Source organism: Pseudomonas congelans (assembly GCF_900103225.1).
GTDB lineage: Bacteria > Pseudomonadota > Gammaproteobacteria > Pseudomonadales > Pseudomonadaceae > Aquipseudomonas > Aquipseudomonas congelans.
Window position 1 is genome coordinate 78425 of record NZ_FNJH01000008.1, and the last position, 17218, is coordinate 95642.

The following is a 17218-nucleotide window of genomic DNA, read 5'->3' on the forward strand; positions in this document are numbered from 1 at the left end:
AGAGAAAAGGAAACAGCTTATGGGGATGGACCGAAGCGCCTGCGTTACATAAAGCAATAGATCGGCAGACGCGCTTCGTCAAAAAAATCAGTTGGCGGCAGCCCTGCCGTTCTTGTCGACCCAGGCAGCGAAGGCATCGATGAACTTCTGCAGGAAGGGCCTGGTTTTATCGGACAATGCGCCGGACTCGTCGAAAAAGCTCCCGGCACCGCCAAGATAGGCTTCGGGCTGCTGAAGGCACAGCACGTCCAGAAACACCAGCGACTGGCGCAGATGATGGTTGGCACCAAAGCCACCGACAGCACCCGGCGAGGCACTGATCACTGCGCCCGGCTTGCCGCTGAAGGCACTTTTGCCGTAAGGACGCGAGCCTACGTCAATGGCGTTCTTCAGAGCACCCGGCACCGAGCGGTTGTATTCCGGCGTGACAAACAGCACGCCGTCGGCAGCGCCCAGTTGCTCGCGAAAGGTGGTGTATGCAGGCGGCGGTGAGTCGCCATCGATGTCTTCGTTGTACAACGGCAAGTCGCCGATCTCGACGATATTCAGTTTCAGGCTGGCAGGTGCCAGTTCTGCCAGAGCAAGAGCGATCTTGCGGTTGATGGACTCTTTTCGCAGACTGCCGACCAATACGGCAATGGTGTGAACCTGGCTCATGGAAATATCCGTCATCTGATTCAAGGGAAGGTTAGGTATAGAACAGAAGCCGGGTTTAGACGACCTGTGCGCCAGTCAATTCCCTACGCACTTGAACAGCAGGGATTATTTTTTCCCTCGAAGGCAAACTCACCTATAGATCAGTGGTCTACTAGCCTCGATGGATTCGTAAACCAGCAGTTATATTCAGTTTCAGAGGTTACAGAGCAAATGGCTTCAGTTCTCGTCGGACAATTTCATGCCAGGGACGCCGAAGGTCGCGTTTATCCGGTTCATGAGTTCCAGGAATCGCAGCCGGATGCGGCGCAGGGCGGGCAACCGGTGATCACCTACAGACTGGCAATCGGCGACCGGGTCAAGCATTTGGGTGGTGAGGACTTTGAGCTGGTGCAATCAGGCATAAAGATCACCCGCACACCCACGTAACACCGGCAGCATTCCCGCTCAGGCTGCATGGCCAGCGGGAAGCTGTCAGTCCGAAAAGATCAGATACCAGAAAATTGCCGTTTCACGAGTGTTCGGATCGATGCCCCGATAGCGCATGTGATCCACCCCTCCGACTACGTAGCCGCAACTCTCGTACAGCCTGCAGGCACCCAGATTATTGTTCTGCGTTTCCAGAACGATGCCCGGCAGATTGCGCTTGCGAGTCCAGAATTGCGCGGCGTCGAGCAATGAGCGTGCGACGCCATGACGGCGCGCCGACTCGTCTACTGCCAACTCGTCGATGTAGGCAAAGCCGCTCCAGTGAGTGCTCATCACGATATGACCGACGGGATGGTCATCCAGCCAGGCAACCATCACCGAACTGGTAGCGGCGTCGCGATGATCGGCAAATTCCTGAGAGTCGATGCCGTAATTCTTGCTGTACGGCTCGACCAGCTCGACCGGCCATGAATCCACGCGCTCGCCAATACGCGGCTGGGCATAGCCAAGCACTGTAAACGTGAATTCGCTGTTGAGGATGTAGTCCTCGAAGCACTCGTCTGCAACCCGAATGCTCAAAGCAGGATGTGCCACGTTCATGTCACCTTTGCCGCTTGCTGTCAGGAAGATGCCTGTGCTCCCGCTTCCAGCATCTGTACCCAGAGTGGAGAAGCACCGCAAGCCTTGGCGATGGTGCTCATACGCACTTCATGCTCGGCCAGCTCACTTTCAGAGGCGCGAATGATGCGGCAAGGCTTGCGATCGGCGGGCAGGCGGCGAATTTCGCTGCCCCGGTTGCCGGAGCCTTCGCCCGAGCCATTGCCGTCGGAGGCATTGCCAGCCAGCGACAGGCTGGTCTGCCCGCCGGTCATCGCCAGATAGACGTCGGCCAGAATCTCGGAGTCGAGCAATGCGCCGTGCAGCTCACGACCCGAGTTGTCGACGCCGTAGCGCTTGCACAGTGCATCCAGACTGTTGCGCTGACCCGGGTGACGCTCTCGCGCCATCATCAGGGTGTCGAGAATCGAACAGTGCTGAGTGATATCCGCCCTGTCCTGCGAACCCATCAAGGCAAATTCGTTGTTGATGAAACCAACGTCGAACGCTGCGTTGTGAATGATCAGCTGCGCGCCCTTGATGAACTCGAAGAATTCATCGGCGACTTCGGCAAACCGCGGCTTGCCGACCAGAAACTCGTTGGTGATGCCGTGAACACCGATCGCGCCTTCGTCACTTTCGCGATCAGGTTGCAGGTAAACGTGAAAATGCCGACCGGTCAGGCGGCGACCGATCAACTCGACGCAACCGATCTCGATGATGCGGTGACCATCCGTCACCGGCATACCGGTGGTTTCGGTATCCAGGACGATCGATCTGTTATCCAGATTTTGCAATGCCATTGACTGTTGCCTCATGTACAGGCCGCGATTCTAGCACGCAGCGGCCGTTGCAAGCCCTTGTGCGTCTAGCCGTGCCGGATGCCACGCACTTCGTCGACGCCACGGTTGGCGAGCTGGTCGGCACGCTCGTTGCCAGGGTGGCCGATATGCCCACGCACCCACTGCCATTTCACCGTGTGGCGACTGACCTGTTCATCCAGAAGCTGCCAAAGATCGGCATTTTTGACCGGCTCTTTGGCGGCGGTTTTCCAGCCGCGCTTCTTCCAGTTGGCCATCCACTCGGTAATGCCTTTCATCACGTACTGAGAGTCGGTCACCAGCGTCACTTCGCAGGGGCGCTTGAGTTCCTCAAGCCCGCGAATCGCACCGGTCAGTTCCATACGGTTGTTGGTGGTATTGGCTTCGCCACCCCACAGCTCTTTCTCGACGCCCTTGCACACCAGCAGGGCTCCCCACCCGCCCGGGCCGGGATTGCCCTTGCAGGCACCATCGGTGAAGAGTTCAACACTATCGCTCATTACGACCTTTCCAGAATGATGGGCTTCATGTGCAGCAAGGCGTTATTCAAGCCTGATCCTGAGTATTGCGGCTGACCTTGGCCATCGGCATGGGGATCAGCTTGCCGATGGGGTCGCGGCGCACCTGGCGCAAGGGCCTGAGACCTACCACCAGTTTGCGCGCTACCAGTACGTAGAAGCCGCCACCAGGGCTCTGACGTCCCTCGCCAAGGCTTTCAAGCCCTGCAAGACGCGACTGCCATGCTGCTGAAGCAAGGGGCGGACGATAGCATCCGAAGCGCCGTTTCTCCAGCGCGAAGCCCAGCAGATTCAGCCAGTCAGCGACCCGCGAGGATGAAATGCAGCGTGCCTTGCGCAACGCATCCCGGGCGAAAACGTGGCGTATGCCCCAGGTGCTCCAGGGGTTGATGCCGATAATCAGCAAGTGCCCGCCTGGCCGCACGCTGCTGGCCGCTTCGCGCAGCAGGCCGTGGGGCGACAGGCAGAAATCCAGGCCGTGCTGCAGCACCACGACATCGGCCGCGTGCTCACTCAATGGCCACGCCTGTTCCTCACAGACGATCTCGACACCCGGCAACGGCGCACCGAGGCGTACATTGCGCTGCACCTGGGGAGCCAACGGCGGGGTTTGCGCCGATGGGCCGTAATGCACCAGATAGCCACCGAAATATCGCCCCAGTTCTTCGTCGAGAACGCGCCGTTCCTCTTCGAGCAGAAGCTGCCCGAGCGGCCCGGAAAGCCATTCGCGGGCAGCGCGGATCAATGCAAGCCACTCAGGATCAGCCTGAGCGAACGCTTCATCGGTCATGAGTTCTCCTCCAGAGGTGCTCGCATACAGCGGCAACAGACTCTAAGATGCACCATTGTCCGCCGCTATGCGAACTGCGCCATGATACAGATCCACGCCCTTCCTGCTTTCAATGACAACTACATATGGTTGTTACAAGACCTTTCGAGCCAGCAGTGCGCTGTCGTCGATCCGGGCGACGCAAAGCCGGTGCTGGGCTGGCTGGCGCAGAATCCCGACTACCGGCTGACCGATATTCTGATCACGCACCACCACAATGATCATGTGGGCGGTGTTGCGGAACTCAAGCAGTCGAATGCCGCGCGCGTGCTGGGCCCTGCGACCGAGACCATACCGGCGCGCGACATCGCGCTGGTCGACAATGACCGGCTGACCGTTCTGGGCCTGGAATTTGTGGTGCATGCGGTTCCAGGCCATACGCTGGGTCATATCGCGTTTTATCATGAGGACGCCACGCACCCCCTGCTTTTCAGTGGCGACACGCTGTTTGCCGCCGGCTGTGGACGGCTGTTCGAAGGTACACCGCAACAGATGCACGATTCGCTCGACCGCCTGGCCGAGCTGCCGGACAGCACATTGATCTACTGCGCTCACGAATACACGCTGAGCAATCTGCGCTTTGCACAGGCCGTCGAGCCCGACAATGTCGATATTGCCGAACGCCTTGCCGAAGTGACACGCTGGCGCAGCGAAAATCGCATCAGTCTTCCGTCAAATCTGGCACTGGAAAAACGCACCAATCCCTTTCTGCGTACCGGGGAAACATCCGTTAAAGAAAAAGCGGACGAACGGAGCGGCGGGCAAAACACCTCGCAGAGTGCGGTCTTTGCCTGCTTGAGGGCATGGAAAGATAAGTTCTGACCCGACCGTAAAACCGCAATAAAATTCTGAAAGGTTGACCGACGGCAGGCTGCTTCCTAGAATCGCCCGACATTTTCGTCTGGATGTACCCCCCGAACAATGTCGTCATCTACCAGCAAGCCTTCACATTCGGACGCATTGACTCGGTTGGCTCAGGCCATGGCTGTCACCGCGAGTGCCCTTCTGGCCGGTTGCCAGAGCACCGCCAGCGTCGACCCGGTCAGTAGCCATCGCGCGCCTAACCTGGCCGCCGGCATCAAGCAAAAACCGGTTTTTCTGTCTCACAAGCCTGCCACCCCTCTCGCACCTCCACAGGATGTCTGGGAGCGCATGCGTCAGGGCTTTCAACTGCAACAAGGCAACGATCAGAACCCCCGCATCGATCAGCAGCGCCTGTGGTTCGCCAACAACCCTTCCTTTCTGGAAAACGCTGGCGAGCGCGGCAGCCTGTACATGCACTACATCGTCGAGCGCCTTGAAGAACGCAACATGCCGCTGGAACTGGCCCTGCTTCCGGTCATCGAAAGCGCCTACAACCCGATGGCCGTTTCGCGCAGCCAGGCGGTCGGCCTCTGGCAGTTCATCCCGTCGACCGGGCGTTACTTCAACCTGCGCCAGACCAGCTTTTACGACGGACGTCGCGACATCCAGGCCTCGACCGTTGCTGCACTGGATTACCTGACCCGCCTGCACGACATGTTCAACGGTGACTGGCTGCTGGCCCTCGCCGCCTACAATGCCGGTGAAGGCACGGTGAGCCGCGCCATCGAGCGCAATGACAAGCTTAACCTGCCGACCGACTACTGGAACCTGCCGCTGCCGCAGGAAACCCGCGACTACGTACCCAAGCTGCTGGCCCTGTCCCAGGTGGTGCTGTCGCCGGAAGCCTATGGCGTCAATCTGAACCCGATCGCCAACCAGCCCTACTTCGAAGTCGTCGAGCTCAACAAGCGTGTCGACCTGTCCAAAGTGGCCAGCGCCGCCGACATTGACGAAGACGAGCTTATCCAGCTCAACCCCGCCTACAAGAAGCGCCTGACCGTCGATGGCCCCCAGCACCTGCTGGTGCCCACCTCCAAGGCGCAACTGCTGACGGCCAGCCTGCTGACCATGAAACAGGAAGAACTGGTCGCCTGGCAGCCTTACCGGGTGCGTAAGGGCGATACCCTGGAAAGCCTGGCAAGTCGTTATCAGGTTACGGTCAGCTCGCTCAAGGGCAATAACAAGCTGTCCGGCAACCGCCTGAAGATCGGTCAGTCGCTGAGCATACCGGTCAAGCCCGGCATGCAGAATTCACAACCCGTGTTCGAGGCGCTGGCCAGCAACGACAAGCCGGCCCGGACGCGCACCTACAAGGTCAGAAGTGGCGACAACCTGACCACCATCGCGCAGGCCAACAAGGTTGATGTCGAGGACCTGCAACGCTGGAACAAGCTGACCGGCAAAAAGCTCAAGGTCGGGCAGGCGCTGGTCATGCAGGACACCAGCAAACCTGCAGGCAAAGCCGCCAGCAAGGCGGTCGCCAGCACCGGTGGCAAGGACGGCGAAAAGAAATCCATGCAGTACAAGATCCAGAAAGGCGACTCGATGTACCTGGTCGCCAAGCGCTTCAACGTCGAGATGCAACATCTCAAGCGCTGGAATCCACGTAGCGGGCAGGCCCTCAAACCCGGCCAGACCCTGACCGTTTACCTGCCACACTGATGATCCCGGCCACTTGCCCTTCGATAACCTTGGGGCGGGTGGCCGACGCAGCCCCGCCAGTGCCATCACCTGCAGTCTTTTTCCAGCAGGAACAAGCTGTTACTGTTAGCGACCCGAAAGCCCAAGCCGCCTGGATCGTGATACGTCCCTTCCTGCTAACCATCAGCCTGGCCTTGAGCTTCTGCGCCAACGCAGCCATCACTGAAAGTCATGGTTATGCGCAGTTTGGCGTTCTCAAGTACCCGGCCAGTTTCACTCATTTCGACTGGGTCAATCCCGAGGCGCCGAAAGGTGGCACCCTGAGAATGATGGCCTTCGGCACGTTCGACACACTCAACCCCTACACATTCAAGGGCAGCAGCCCGGTCTCGACCGGCAACTTCCTGCAGTATGGCGTCAACGAGCTGAACGAACCGCTGATGGTCGGCACAGGCCAGTACGACCCGTCCGGCGACGAACCGACATCCAGTTACGGGCTGATCGCCCAGTCGGTGGAATACAGCGAGGACCGCAGCTGGGTAGTGTTCAACCTGCGCCCGCAGGCGCGCTTCCACGACGGCAAACCCATCACCGCCTACGACGTGGCGTTTTCCTACCGGACACTGCTCAAGGACGGTCACCCTCAATACCGCACCGCCCTGCAGGAAGTGCAGCGTGTCGACATCCTCAATCGTCATCGCATCCGGTTTGTTTTCAAGCGCTCCGGCAACCCGCTGCTGATCCTGCGCCTGGGCGAACTGCCGGTGCTGCCGCAGCATTACTGGAAAGACCGGGATTTCAAGGCGACCACCTTCGACCCGCCGCTGGGCAGCGGCCCCTACCGCATCACCCGCGTGCAGCCCGGGCGACAGCTGGTGTTCGAGCGGGTCAAGGATTACTGGGGCAAGGACCTGCCGGTCAACCGGGGCAAATACAATTTCGACCGGGTCGAGGTCGAGTTCTACCGCGACAGCGACGTGGCGTTCGAAGCGTTCAAGGCGGGCGAATTCGACATCTACATCGAGCATCAGGCCAAGAACTGGGCCAATGGCTATGACTTCCCTGCGGTGGCCAACGGTCAGGTGATCAAGGCGCAGATCCCGCACCGCATACCGACCCAGACCCAGGGCCTGTTCATGAACACCCGGCGTGCCGCCTTTGCCGACATCCGCGTGCGCGAAGCCCTGGGGCTATTGTTCAATTTCGAATGGACCAATCGCACGCTGTTCAGCGACGCCTATGACCGCTCGATCAGCTACTACCCCAACAGCGAATTTTCTGCGACGGGCTTGCCGACCGGGGCCGAATGGCTGCTCCTGGCGCCCTATCGCGATCAACTGCCCGCCAGCCTGTTCACACAGCCGTTCACTCCTTCGAAGACAGATGGCGGCGGGATCCCGCGCGAGACCTTGCGCAAGGCCCTGAAGCTGCTTGCCGAGGCAGGCTGGACGCTGTCGGACAAGGGGTTGCTCAATGCCGACAAGCAACCCTTGCGCTTCGAGATCCTGCTGGTCAACCCCAACCTTGAACGCATTCTGCAGCCTTACATCGAAGACCTGCGTCGCCTGGGGATCAATGCGGGGCTGCGCACCGTCGACCGCGCCCAGTACAAACAACGTCTGGACCGTTTCGATTTCGACATGATTCTGATGACCCTGCAACAGACCCTGAGCCCCGGTCTGGAGCAGTGGCAATACTTCCATTCCAGTCAGGCCGCGATCAACGGCAGCAAGAACTACGCGGGCATATCCAACCCGGTGATCGATGCCCTGCTTAACAAACTGCTGGCCGCACAGACCCGCGACGAACAGGTCGCCGCAGCGCGGGCACTGGACCGCGTACTGCTGTCTCAGCACTACAGCATTCCCAACTGGTATCTGAACAATCATCGGCTTGCCTATCGCAACCGATTCGCCATGGTCACTACCCCGCCCTACACCCTGGGGCTGCGTGCGTGGTGGCTCAAGACTCTGGAGAAGCCCCGATGAACCCTCTGCACTCCCTGCGCTCGCAGGCAGCCGGTCTGCTGCTGGCCAGCCTCGCCTGCACGGTACAGGCTGCGCCACTGCACGGCGTGACGCTGTACGACGAAGCGCCGAAATACCCGGCTGATTTCAAGCATTTCGACTACGTGAACCCGGATGCTCCCAAAGGCGGCATGCTGCGCCAGGCAGGCTTCGGCGGCTTTGACAGTCTCAACCCGTTCATCAACAAGGGCGTACCGGCAGACGACATCGGTCTGATCTACGACACCCTGGCCCGCTCGAGCCTGGATGAGCCGTTCACCGAATACGGGCTGGTCGCGGGCAAGATCGAGAAATCCCCGGACAACAGCTGGGTGCGTTTCTATCTGCGGCCCGAGGCGCGCTTTCATGACGGCCACCCGATCCGCGCCGACGATGTCGAATTCAGCTTCAAGACCCTGATGGAGCATGGCTCGCCCATGTACAAGGGCTACTACGCCGACGTCGACCAGGTCATCGTCGAAGATCCGTTGCGTGTGCTGTTCAAATTCAAGCACAAGGGCAGCCGCGAGTTGCCGTTGATCCTTGGCCAGCTGCCGGTGCTGCCCAAGCATTTCTGGGCTGATCGCGACTTCAGCAAAGGCAACCTGGACTTCCCGCTGGGCAGTGGACCTTACAAGGTCGCCGAGGTGAAGGCCGGCCGTTCGGTGAGTTATGAGCGGGTCAAGGACTACTGGGCTAAGGACTTGCCGATCAACAAGGGCTTCTACAACTTCGACGTACTGACCACCGACTACTACCGCGACAACACGGTCGCGCTGGAGGCCGGCAAGGCCGGGCAATTCGACTACTGGATCGAAACCAGTGCCAAGAACTGGGCGACCGCCTACGACACGCCCGCAGTGCGCGACGGCAGGCTGATCAAGGAAGAGCTGCCCAACGGCAACCCGACCGGCATGCAGGGTTTTGTCTTCAACCTGCGCAAGCCGGTGTTTCAGGACGTCAGGGTCCGCGAGGCGCTGACTCTGCTGCTGGACTTCGAGTGGACCAACAAACAGCTGTTCAACGGCTCGTACAGCCGCACCAAAAGTTATTTCGACAACTCGGAAATGGCCGCCAGCGGCCTGCCGTCCGCCGAAGAACTCAAGCTTCTCGAACCGTTGCGCGGCAAGATTCCGGATCGCGTGTTCAGCGAACCCTTCACCCTGCCGGTCACCGATGGCAGCGGCATGATCCGGCCGCAGCAGCGTCGGGCCTTCCAGCTGTTGCAGGAGGCGGGCTGGAAGATCGTCGACGACAAGATGGTCGACGCGCAGGGCAACCCGGTAAAACTAGAGTTTCTGATTGCCCAGACCGAGTTCGAGCGCATTCTGCTGCCTTACAAGCGCAACCTGAGCGACCTGGGTATCGAACTGGTGATTCGTCGGGCCGACGTGTCGCAATACATCAACCGCCTACGCTCGCGGGACTACGACATGATCGTCACGGGCTATCCGCAGTCCAGCTCGCCCGGTAACGAGCAGCGCGTGTACTTCGACTCATCCAGCGCCGACAACCCGGGCAGCCGTAACTTCATGGGCCTCAAGGACCCTGCGGTGGACTCGCTGGTCAACGGCCTGATCAACGCCGACTCACGGCAAAGCCTGATCACCCATACCAAGGCGCTGGACCGCGTGCTGCTGTGGGGCTTTTACGTCGTCCCGAACTGGCACATCAAGACCTGGCGGGTGGCTTACTGGAATCACCTCGACCATCCCAGGGCCAAAGCGCTTTCCGATATCGGCCTGATGACCTGGTGGGCCAAGCCGGATGTCAAACCGGTGACCGCAACCCCGTCAGCCCCTGATCAGGCCAAGCCTGCGAACGCGGAGCAATAACATGCTGGCTTATATTCTGCGACGGCTGCTGCTGATCATTCCTACCCTGCTCGGCATCCTGATCATCAACTTCGTCATCATTCAGGCTGCGCCCGGTGGCCCGGTCGAACAGATGATCGCCAAGATCGAAGGCTTCGATGGCGCCACCAGCCGGATTGCCGGAGGCGGCGCCGAAGTCTCGGTGGCCGGCTCCAACTACCGCGGCGCGCAAGGCCTGGACCCGGCACTGGTCAAGGAAATCGAACGCATGTACGGTTTCGACAAGTCGGCGCCGGAACGCCTGTGGATCATGATCAAGAACTACGCCACGCTGGATTTCGGCGACAGTTTCTTTCGCGATGCCAAGGTCATCGACCTGATTGTCGAGAAGATGCCGGTGTCCATTTCCCTCGGGTTATGGAGCACCCTGATCATGTACCTGGTGTCGATCCCGCTGGGGATTGCCAAGGCCACGCGCCACGGCAGCCAGTTCGACGTGTGGACCAGCTCGGCAATCATCGTCGGCTACGCCATTCCGGCGTTCCTGTTTGCGATTCTGCTGATCGTGGTGTTTGCCGGGGGCAGCTACTTCAACTGGTTCCCGCTGCGCGGGCTGACCTCCAACAACTATGACGAACTGAGCACACTGGGCAAGATATTCGATTACTTCTGGCATCTGGTATTGCCGGTCACCGCGCTGGTGATCGGCAACTTTGCCACCATGACGCTGCTGACCAAGAACAGCTTTCTCGACGAAATCAGCAAGCAATACGTGACCACGGCCAAAGCCAAGGGCCTGAGCAACCACAAGGTGCTCTACGGCCATGTGTTTCGCAACGCGATGCTGCTGGTGATCGCCGGCTTCCCGTCAGCGTTCATCGGTATCTTCTTCACCGGCTCGCTGCTGGTGGAAGTGATCTTCTCGCTGGACGGCCTGGGCCTGATGAGCTTTGAAGCCGCGATCAACCGCGACTATCCGGTGGTGTTCGGCACGCTGTTCATCTTCACCCTGCTGGGGCTGGTGGTGAAGCTGATCGGCGACATCACCTACACCCTCGTAGACCCGCGCATCGACTTCGAAAGCAGGAAGCATTGATATGAAGCTGTCTCCTCTCAATCGCCGTCGCTTCGAACGCTTCAAGGCCAACAGGCGTGGCTGGTGGTCATTGTGGCTGTTCCTGATTCTGTTCGGCCTGAGCCTGGGCGCCGAACTGATCGCCAATGACAAACCGCTGGCCGTGCGTTATGACGGCAGCTGGTACTTCCCGGTATTCGAGCGTTACCCGGAAACCACCTTCGGCGGCGAATTCCCGCTGGAAGCCAACTACAAGAGCCCGTACATCAAGGAACTGCTCGCTGCGAAGGATGGCTGGACCCTGTGGGCGCCCATCCCGTTCAGCTACCAGAGCATCAACTACGACCTGAAAGTCCCTGCCCCGGCGCCGCCTTCGCGGGAGAACCTGCTGGGCACCGATGATCAGGGCCGTGACGTCCTGGCTCGGGTGATCTACGGTTTCAGGATTTCGGTACTGTTCGCCCTGACCCTGACCATCCTCAGCTCGATCATCGGCGTCATCGCCGGTGCCTTGCAAGGCTTCTATGGCGGCTGGGTCGACCTGCTGGGCCAGCGCTTCCTCGAGGTCTGGTCGGGCCTGCCGGTCCTGTATCTGCTGATCATCCTCGCCAGCTTCGTACAACCCAACTTCTGGTGGTTACTGGGCATCATGCTGCTGTTTTCCTGGATGAGTCTGGTGGACGTGGTACGCGCCGAGTTCCTGCGCGGCCGCAATCTGGAATACGTAAGGGCCGCGCGGGCGCTGGGCATGGAGAACGGCGCGATCATGTTCCGCCACATTCTGCCCAACGCTATGGTGTCGACCATGACCTTTCTGCCGTTCATTCTGACCGGCGCCATCGGCACGCTGACAGCGCTGGACTTTCTGGGCTTCGGCCTGCCGGCAGGTTCGCCGTCACTGGGCGAACTGGTAGCCCAGGGCAAATCCAATCTGCAGGCGCCCTGGCTGGGCATCAGCGCCTTCGCTGTGCTGGCCATCATGCTGAGTCTGCTGGTGTTCATCGGCGAGTCCGCCCGCGATGCTTTCGACCCAAGGAAATAAGATGAACAATGACAATCTGATCGAAATCCGCGATCTGGCGGTCGAGTTCGTGACGGGCGATTCGCGGCAACGCGTGGTCGAGAACATCAGCTTCGATATTCGTCGCGGTGAAACGCTCGCGCTGGTCGGCGAAAGCGGCTCGGGCAAGTCAGTCACCGCGCACTCGATCCTGCGCCTGCTGCCCTACCCCATCGCCAGCCACCCGAGCGGCACGATTCGCTATGCGGGTGAAGACCTGCTGAAAGTGGAAGAGAAAAAACTGCGCACGATCCGTGGCAACCGGATCGCCATGATCTTCCAGGAGCCGATGACCTCACTCAATCCGCTGCATTCGGTGGAAAAACAGATCAACGAGGTCCTGGGCCTGCACAAGGGCCTGACCGGCAAGGCGGCCACCGAGCGCACGCTAGAGCTGCTTGATCTGGTTGGCATCCCTGAGCCACGCAAACGCCTCAAAGCGCTGCCACACGAGCTGTCAGGTGGCCAGCGTCAGCGTGTAATGATCGCCATGGCCCTGGCCAACGAACCCGAGCTGCTGATTGCCGATGAGCCGACCACCGCGCTGGATGTGACGGTACAGCTGAAAATCCTCGAATTGCTCAAGCAGTTGCAGGCTCGCCTGGGTATGGCACTTCTGCTTATCAGCCACGATCTGAACGTCGTAAGGCAAATAGCCAATCGAGTATGTGTCATGCAACGCGGTTGCATCGTCGAACAGGCATCGTGCGAAGAATTGTTCCGTTCGCCGCAACATCCGTACACCAGGGTTTTGCTCAGCGCCGAGCCCAGCGGCGGTCCTTCGACCAACCCCGCAGGTGCTCCGCTGCTTGAAATCGAGGACCTGAAAGTCTGGTTCCCGATCAAGAAAGGCCTGCTCAAGCGCACGGTCGACCACGTCAAGGCGGTGGACGGCATACGTTTCAGCCTGCCGGAAGGGCAAACACTGGGTATTGTCGGTGAAAGCGGGTCGGGCAAATCGACGCTGGGCCTGGCGATTCTCAGACTGATCGGCAGCCAAGGCACCATACGGTTCAAGGGCAACGCGCTAGAATCCCTGTCGCAACAGCAGATCCGTCCGCTGCGCAGGCAGATGCAAGTGGTTTTCCAGGACCCGTTTGGCAGTTTGAGCCCACGCATGTCGGTGGCTGAAATCGTTGGCGAAGGCTTGCGAATCCACGGCATGGGTACGGCCGCCGAACAGCAGACGGCGATCATCGAAGCACTCAGGGAGGTTGGTCTGGACCCGGATACCCGGCACCGCTACCCTCACGAGTTCTCCGGTGGCCAACGCCAGCGGATCGCAATTGCACGTGCACTGGTCTTGAAGCCGGCGCTGATTTTGCTGGACGAGCCGACTTCGGCCCTCGACCGGACCGTACAGCGTCAGGTCGTCGAGTTGCTTCGCTCGCTGCAAACCAAGTACAACCTGACGTATTTGTTCATCAGCCATGACCTGGCTGTCGTCAAAGCGCTGAGCCACCAGTTGATGGTGGTCAAGCAAGGCCAAGTGGTCGAACAGGGTGCAGCGCAGGATATCTTTGCCGCACCGCAACATCCTTATACACAGCAGCTGCTGGAGGCCGCCTTTTTGGCGCCGGTAGCTGTCGATTAACCTGAAGAGGAACAACACATGGGTTTTCTCGCCGGTAAGCGCGTCCTGATCGTCGGTGTCGCCAGTAAACTGTCCATCGCATCCGGCATTGCTGCCGCCATGCATCGTGAAGGCGCGGAGCTTGCCTTCACCTACCAGAACGACAAACTCAAGGGTCGTGTCGAAGAGTTCGCCGCAGGCTGGGGTTCGGGCCCTGAGCTGTGCTTCCCTTGCGACGTGGCCAGCGACGAAGAGATCAACAAGGTCTTCGAAGAACTGAGCAAGAAGTGGGACGGCCTGGACGTGATCGTTCACTCGGTCGGCTTCGCGCCGGGCGACCAGCTCGATGGCGACTTCACCGAAGCCACCACGCGCGAAGGTTTCCGCATCGCTCATGACATCAGCGCCTACAGCTTCGTGGCCCTGGCCAAAGCCGGTCGCGAAATGATGAAGGGCCGTAACGGCAGCCTGCTGACCCTGTCCTACCTGGGCGCAGAGCGCACCATGCCCAACTACAACGTCATGGGCATGGCCAAGGCCAGCCTGGAAGCCGGCGTTCGTTACCTGGCCGGCAGCCTCGGCCCGGAAGGTACTCGCGTCAATGCCGTATCGGCCGGCCCGATCCGTACCCTGGCCGCGTCAGGCATCAAGAACTTCCGCAAGATGCTGGCTGCCAACGAAGCGCAGACTCCTCTGCGTCGCAACGTCACCATCGACGAAGTCGGCAACGCCGGCGCGTTCCTGTGCTCCGACCTGGCGTCGGGCATCAGCGGTGAAATCATGTACGTCGACGGCGGCTTCAACACCACCGCGATGGGCAGCATGGACGAGTAATACGGTAAACGCCGCTCCTCGCGAGCGGCACTTTCCCGCACTCGAAAAGAAGGCCGCTCAATGAGCGGCCTTCTTTGTTGCGCGTTTCGAGATCAGAACTTCTCGATCTTCGCCTTGCTTTCCAGCTGTGCACGGTACGCCGCGAAATCCTGTTGCCCCTCACGGGAGGCGAGGAAGCGACGGTACTGTGCCTTCTCTGCATCAGTCGGCGCAGCCGCCTGATTGACGCCATTGAGACGGACGATCACGAAGCTGCCATCAGAAGCAGTGATGCTGGCGAATTCCGGCTTGTCCTTACCTGTCGGCTTGGGCATGCGGAACAGCGTCTGCAGCACTTGCGGGTCAACCCCTTCCTGACTGCGAGTAACAGCTTCCATCATCTTCCAGTCACGACCTTCCTGCTTGGCCGCCAACGGGATTTTGCCGTCACGCAGACCGGCCAGCAGGGCCTCACCCTTGGTCTTGGCAGCTGCCGAAGCATGCTCCTTGACCAGTTGAGCGCGAATCGAGCTGGCAACGCTCTCTAGTGGCAACTGCTGTGGTTGCAGGTGCTCTTTGGAACGCACCACCACGACCGTTTCCGGATCCAGCTCCAGTGTGTTGCTGTTGGCGCCTTCTTCCAGCACTTCAGGGCTGAATGCCGCCTGGATGACCGCGCGGTTGGCTGTCAGGCCTTCGCCGCCTTCACGACCGAAGGGTGCAGTGGTCTGAACCTTCAGACCCAGGTCCTGTGCCGGCTGGGACAGGTCGGACGATTCGAACGCAGAATCTTCCAGCTGCTTGGTCACTTCGACAAACTTCTGCTCGACCAGCTGCGATTTCAAATCGTTGGTCAGCTTGCCTTTCAGACTGGCGAAGGTCGGCACCGAAGGTGCTTCAACGCCCAGCAGCTTGATCAGGTGCCAGCCGAAGTCGGTACGCACCGGCTGCGAAACCTGGTCCTTGTTCAAGGCATACAATGCCTCTTCGAAAGCCGGGTCATAGACACCCTTGCCTGCGTAGCCCAGATCACCGCCCTTGTTCGACGAACCAGGGTCCTGCGAGTATTCCTTGGCCAGCGCCGCGAAATCCTCACCCTTGGCCAGACGCTGTTGGATTTCTTCAATCTTCGCCTTGGCCTGCTCTTCGTTCAGCTTGTCGTTCACTTCGATCAGGATGTGTGCCGCACGACGCTGTTCGGACAAATTGGCAATTTCCTTCTGATAAGCCGCCTGCAAGTCCTCATCCTTGACCTGCACCTTGTCGAAGAAGGACGACTTCTTCAATTCGATGTAGTCGAGTACGACCTGCTCAGGGCTCATGAACTCCTTGGCATGCTCGTCGTAGTGAGCCTTGACTTCATCATCGGTCACTTTGACCGCCGAGGTATCGGCAGGCAGGGTCAGCGAGGCGAAATCACGGGTCTGCTTTTCGAGGCGTGCGAAGGCTTCAACCTGTGCGTCGGTTACAAAGGCACTGCCGGCAACACCTGCACGCACCTGGCCAATGAGCATTTCCTGACCAAGCATCTGGCGGAACTGCATACGGCTGTAACCCAACTGGCGAATCACCTGATCGAAACGGTCTGCGCTGAATTTGCCATCCACCTGAAATTCAGGCGTCTGCAAAAGCTGCTGATCAAGTGCCGCGTCGGAAAACGAGAACTTGGCATCCGCCGCGCCTTGCAGCAGCAGCTTGCGATCGATCAGACCCTTGAGGGCTGATTCGCGCAACAGCTTTTCGTCCAGCATGGCAGGATCGAAATCCTTGCCCAACTGCTGCGAAAGCTGCTGAGCCAACTGGCGGCGCTGCATGTCGACAGCTTGGCTCAACTCATTCTGAGAGATGTCCTCGCCGTTGACTTCAGCCGCGTTCTGCTTGTTGCTGGTCGCGGTAAACATCGCCTCGATGCCGGTGAAGGCCATCAAGGCGATGATGATTCCGATAATTGTCTTGGCAATCCAGCCTTGTGAATTGTCCCTGATGTTCTGCAGCATTGCGTCCCCCAAAACGGTTGTACTGACTAACCAACCGCGGAGCGTGGGTAGAAAGCGGATAGAAGAAAGGCGCATCCGAGGATGCGCCTTCTCGTAACTGACGAAGCGGTAGGGCTCGAACCCTTCGGTGTCGCAACCGAATGCACCACCGCTCCGCTACTGGATCAGGACAGGTCCGATCCAGCGGGCAAAGGCATAGAGAGGCTTAGTTGACAGCTTCTTTAAGGGCTTTACCGGCTTTGAAACCTGGTTTCTTGGCAGCAGCGATTTCCAGCGTCTTACCAGTCTGAGGGTTGCGACCGATGCGAGCAGGACGATCAGTCACGGAGAACGTACCAAAGCCAACCAAAACAACCGAGTCGCCAGCCTTCAGAGCGCCAGTGACGGATTCGATCACTGCGTCCAGCGCACGGCCAGCAGCAGCTTTCGGGATATCAGCAGATGCAGCGATAGCATCAATCAGTTCCGACTTGTTCACTCTAAGTCCCCTTATCTCTATATTGAGTATGTTTCTAAGTTTTAGGTGT

General features: G+C 59.5%; 16 protein-coding genes. 9 read left to right on the plus strand and 7 right to left on the minus strand.

What is annotated here, in order from left to right; genetic code table 11:
- Positions 1–87 precede the first annotated feature (87 nt).
- The gene (locus BLR20_RS22135) at positions 88–657 is read right to left on the minus strand and encodes an NADPH-dependent FMN reductase (protein WP_017278088.1); all 570 of its coding nucleotides are present in this window, start codon (positions 655–657) and stop codon (positions 88–90) included.
- Between the two features lie 210 nt (positions 658–867).
- Here BLR20_RS22135 and BLR20_RS22140 point away from each other — a divergent pair, with 210 nt between their 5' ends.
- Positions 868–1083, plus strand: coding sequence for a hypothetical protein (locus tag BLR20_RS22140; RefSeq protein WP_010434382.1), 216 nt, complete (start codon positions 868–870; stop codon positions 1081–1083).
- A gap of 45 nt (positions 1084–1128) precedes the next feature.
- Here BLR20_RS22140 and BLR20_RS22145 read toward each other — a convergent pair whose 3' ends face one another.
- From BLR20_RS22145 to BLR20_RS22160, 4 genes are all read right to left on the minus strand, one after another.
- A complete protein-coding gene (locus tag BLR20_RS22145; protein WP_010434385.1) occupies positions 1129–1683 on the minus strand; it encodes a GNAT family N-acetyltransferase in 555 nt (184 codons plus the stop codon).
- Between the two features lie 20 nt (positions 1684–1703).
- Complete coding sequence (dnaQ, locus tag BLR20_RS22150) at positions 1704–2483, minus strand: DNA polymerase III subunit epsilon (RefSeq protein ID WP_032612033.1); 780 nt, start codon at positions 2481–2483, stop codon at positions 1704–1706.
- Positions 2484–2548: 65 nt separating this feature from the next.
- The gene (gene rnhA, locus BLR20_RS22155) at positions 2549–3001 is read right to left on the minus strand and encodes a ribonuclease HI (RefSeq protein WP_010434387.1); all 453 of its coding nucleotides are present in this window, start codon (positions 2999–3001) and stop codon (positions 2549–2551) included.
- A gap of 46 nt (positions 3002–3047) precedes the next feature.
- Positions 3048–3809, minus strand: coding sequence for a methyltransferase domain-containing protein (locus tag BLR20_RS22160; protein WP_054992401.1), 762 nt, complete (start codon positions 3807–3809; stop codon positions 3048–3050).
- Between the two features lie 81 nt (positions 3810–3890).
- On the opposite strand from BLR20_RS22160, the gene gloB reads away from it, so the two are divergent.
- From gloB to fabI, 8 genes are all read left to right on the plus strand, one after another.
- A complete protein-coding gene (gene gloB / locus BLR20_RS22165; RefSeq protein ID WP_054992402.1) occupies positions 3891–4670 on the plus strand; it encodes a hydroxyacylglutathione hydrolase in 780 nt (259 codons plus the stop codon).
- A gap of 99 nt (positions 4671–4769) precedes the next feature.
- The gene (locus BLR20_RS22170) at positions 4770–6374 is read left to right on the plus strand and encodes a lytic transglycosylase domain-containing protein (protein WP_010434394.1); all 1605 of its coding nucleotides are present in this window, start codon (positions 4770–4772) and stop codon (positions 6372–6374) included.
- A 137-nt stretch (positions 6375–6511) separates the two neighbouring features.
- A complete protein-coding gene (locus BLR20_RS22175) occupies positions 6512–8341 on the plus strand; it encodes an extracellular solute-binding protein (protein WP_032612039.1) in 1830 nt (609 codons plus the stop codon).
- Complete coding sequence (locus BLR20_RS22180; RefSeq protein WP_054992403.1) at positions 8338–10194, plus strand: extracellular solute-binding protein; 1857 nt, start codon at positions 8338–8340, stop codon at positions 10192–10194. Before BLR20_RS22175 ends, BLR20_RS22180 begins: the two co-directional genes overlap by 4 nt.
- 1 nt (position 10195) lies before the next feature.
- A complete protein-coding gene (locus BLR20_RS22185) occupies positions 10196–11269 on the plus strand; it encodes a microcin C ABC transporter permease YejB (RefSeq protein ID WP_032612042.1) in 1074 nt (357 codons plus the stop codon).
- Position 11270: 1 nt separating this feature from the next.
- Positions 11271–12290 carry an ABC transporter permease gene (locus BLR20_RS22190; protein ID WP_003315267.1) on the plus strand — a complete coding sequence of 340 codons (1020 nt, stop codon included), beginning with the start codon at positions 11271–11273 and terminating at the stop codon, positions 12288–12290.
- 1 nt (position 12291) lies between these two features.
- Positions 12292–13902 (plus strand): ABC transporter ATP-binding protein, encoded by a 1611-nt coding sequence (locus BLR20_RS22195; protein WP_010434407.1) that lies wholly within the window; start codon positions 12292–12294, stop codon positions 13900–13902.
- Between the two features lie 18 nt (positions 13903–13920).
- Positions 13921–14715 carry an enoyl-ACP reductase FabI gene (fabI, locus tag BLR20_RS22200; RefSeq protein ID WP_003368564.1) on the plus strand — a complete coding sequence of 265 codons (795 nt, stop codon included), beginning with the start codon at positions 13921–13923 and terminating at the stop codon, positions 14713–14715.
- Positions 14716–14807: 92 nt separating this feature from the next.
- Here fabI and BLR20_RS22205 read toward each other — a convergent pair whose 3' ends face one another.
- Together BLR20_RS22205 and BLR20_RS22210 are read right to left on the minus strand one after the other, a co-directional pair.
- A complete protein-coding gene (locus BLR20_RS22205; protein ID WP_054992404.1) occupies positions 14808–16691 on the minus strand; it encodes a SurA N-terminal domain-containing protein in 1884 nt (627 codons plus the stop codon).
- Between the two features lie 205 nt (positions 16692–16896).
- Positions 16897–17169, minus strand: coding sequence for an HU family DNA-binding protein (locus BLR20_RS22210; protein ID WP_002552737.1), 273 nt, complete (start codon positions 17167–17169; stop codon positions 16897–16899).
- Between the last annotated feature and the right edge of the window lie 49 nt (positions 17170–17218).

Bases quoted from the DNA above. Each gene is read 5' to 3' on its own strand.
- BLR20_RS22135 (WP_017278088.1), bottom strand. From the start codon at position 657: ATGAGCCAGGTTCACACCATTGCCGTATTGGTCGGCAGTCTGCGAAAA.
- BLR20_RS22140 (WP_010434382.1), top strand. From the start codon at position 868: ATGGCTTCAGTTCTCGTCGGACAATTTCATGCCAGGGACGCCGAAGGT.
- BLR20_RS22145 (WP_010434385.1), bottom strand. From the start codon at position 1,683: ATGAACGTGGCACATCCTGCTTTGAGCATTCGGGTTGCAGACGAGTGC.
- dnaQ (WP_032612033.1), bottom strand. From the start codon at position 2,483: ATGGCATTGCAAAATCTGGATAACAGATCGATCGTCCTGGATACCGAA.
- rnhA (WP_010434387.1), bottom strand. From the start codon at position 3,001: ATGAGCGATAGTGTTGAACTCTTCACCGATGGTGCCTGCAAGGGCAAT.
- BLR20_RS22160 (WP_054992401.1), bottom strand. From the start codon at position 3,809: ATGACCGATGAAGCGTTCGCTCAGGCTGATCCTGAGTGGCTTGCATTG.
- gloB (WP_054992402.1), top strand. From the start codon at position 3,891: ATGATACAGATCCACGCCCTTCCTGCTTTCAATGACAACTACATATGG.
- BLR20_RS22170 (WP_010434394.1), top strand. From the start codon at position 4,770: ATGTCGTCATCTACCAGCAAGCCTTCACATTCGGACGCATTGACTCGG.
- BLR20_RS22180 (WP_054992403.1), top strand. From the start codon at position 8,338: ATGAACCCTCTGCACTCCCTGCGCTCGCAGGCAGCCGGTCTGCTGCTG.
- BLR20_RS22185 (WP_032612042.1), top strand. From the start codon at position 10,196: ATGCTGGCTTATATTCTGCGACGGCTGCTGCTGATCATTCCTACCCTG.
- BLR20_RS22190 (WP_003315267.1), top strand. From the start codon at position 11,271: ATGAAGCTGTCTCCTCTCAATCGCCGTCGCTTCGAACGCTTCAAGGCC.
- BLR20_RS22195 (WP_010434407.1), top strand. From the start codon at position 12,292: ATGAACAATGACAATCTGATCGAAATCCGCGATCTGGCGGTCGAGTTC.
- fabI (WP_003368564.1), top strand. From the start codon at position 13,921: ATGGGTTTTCTCGCCGGTAAGCGCGTCCTGATCGTCGGTGTCGCCAGT.
- BLR20_RS22205 (WP_054992404.1), bottom strand. From the start codon at position 16,691: ATGCTGCAGAACATCAGGGACAATTCACAAGGCTGGATTGCCAAGACA.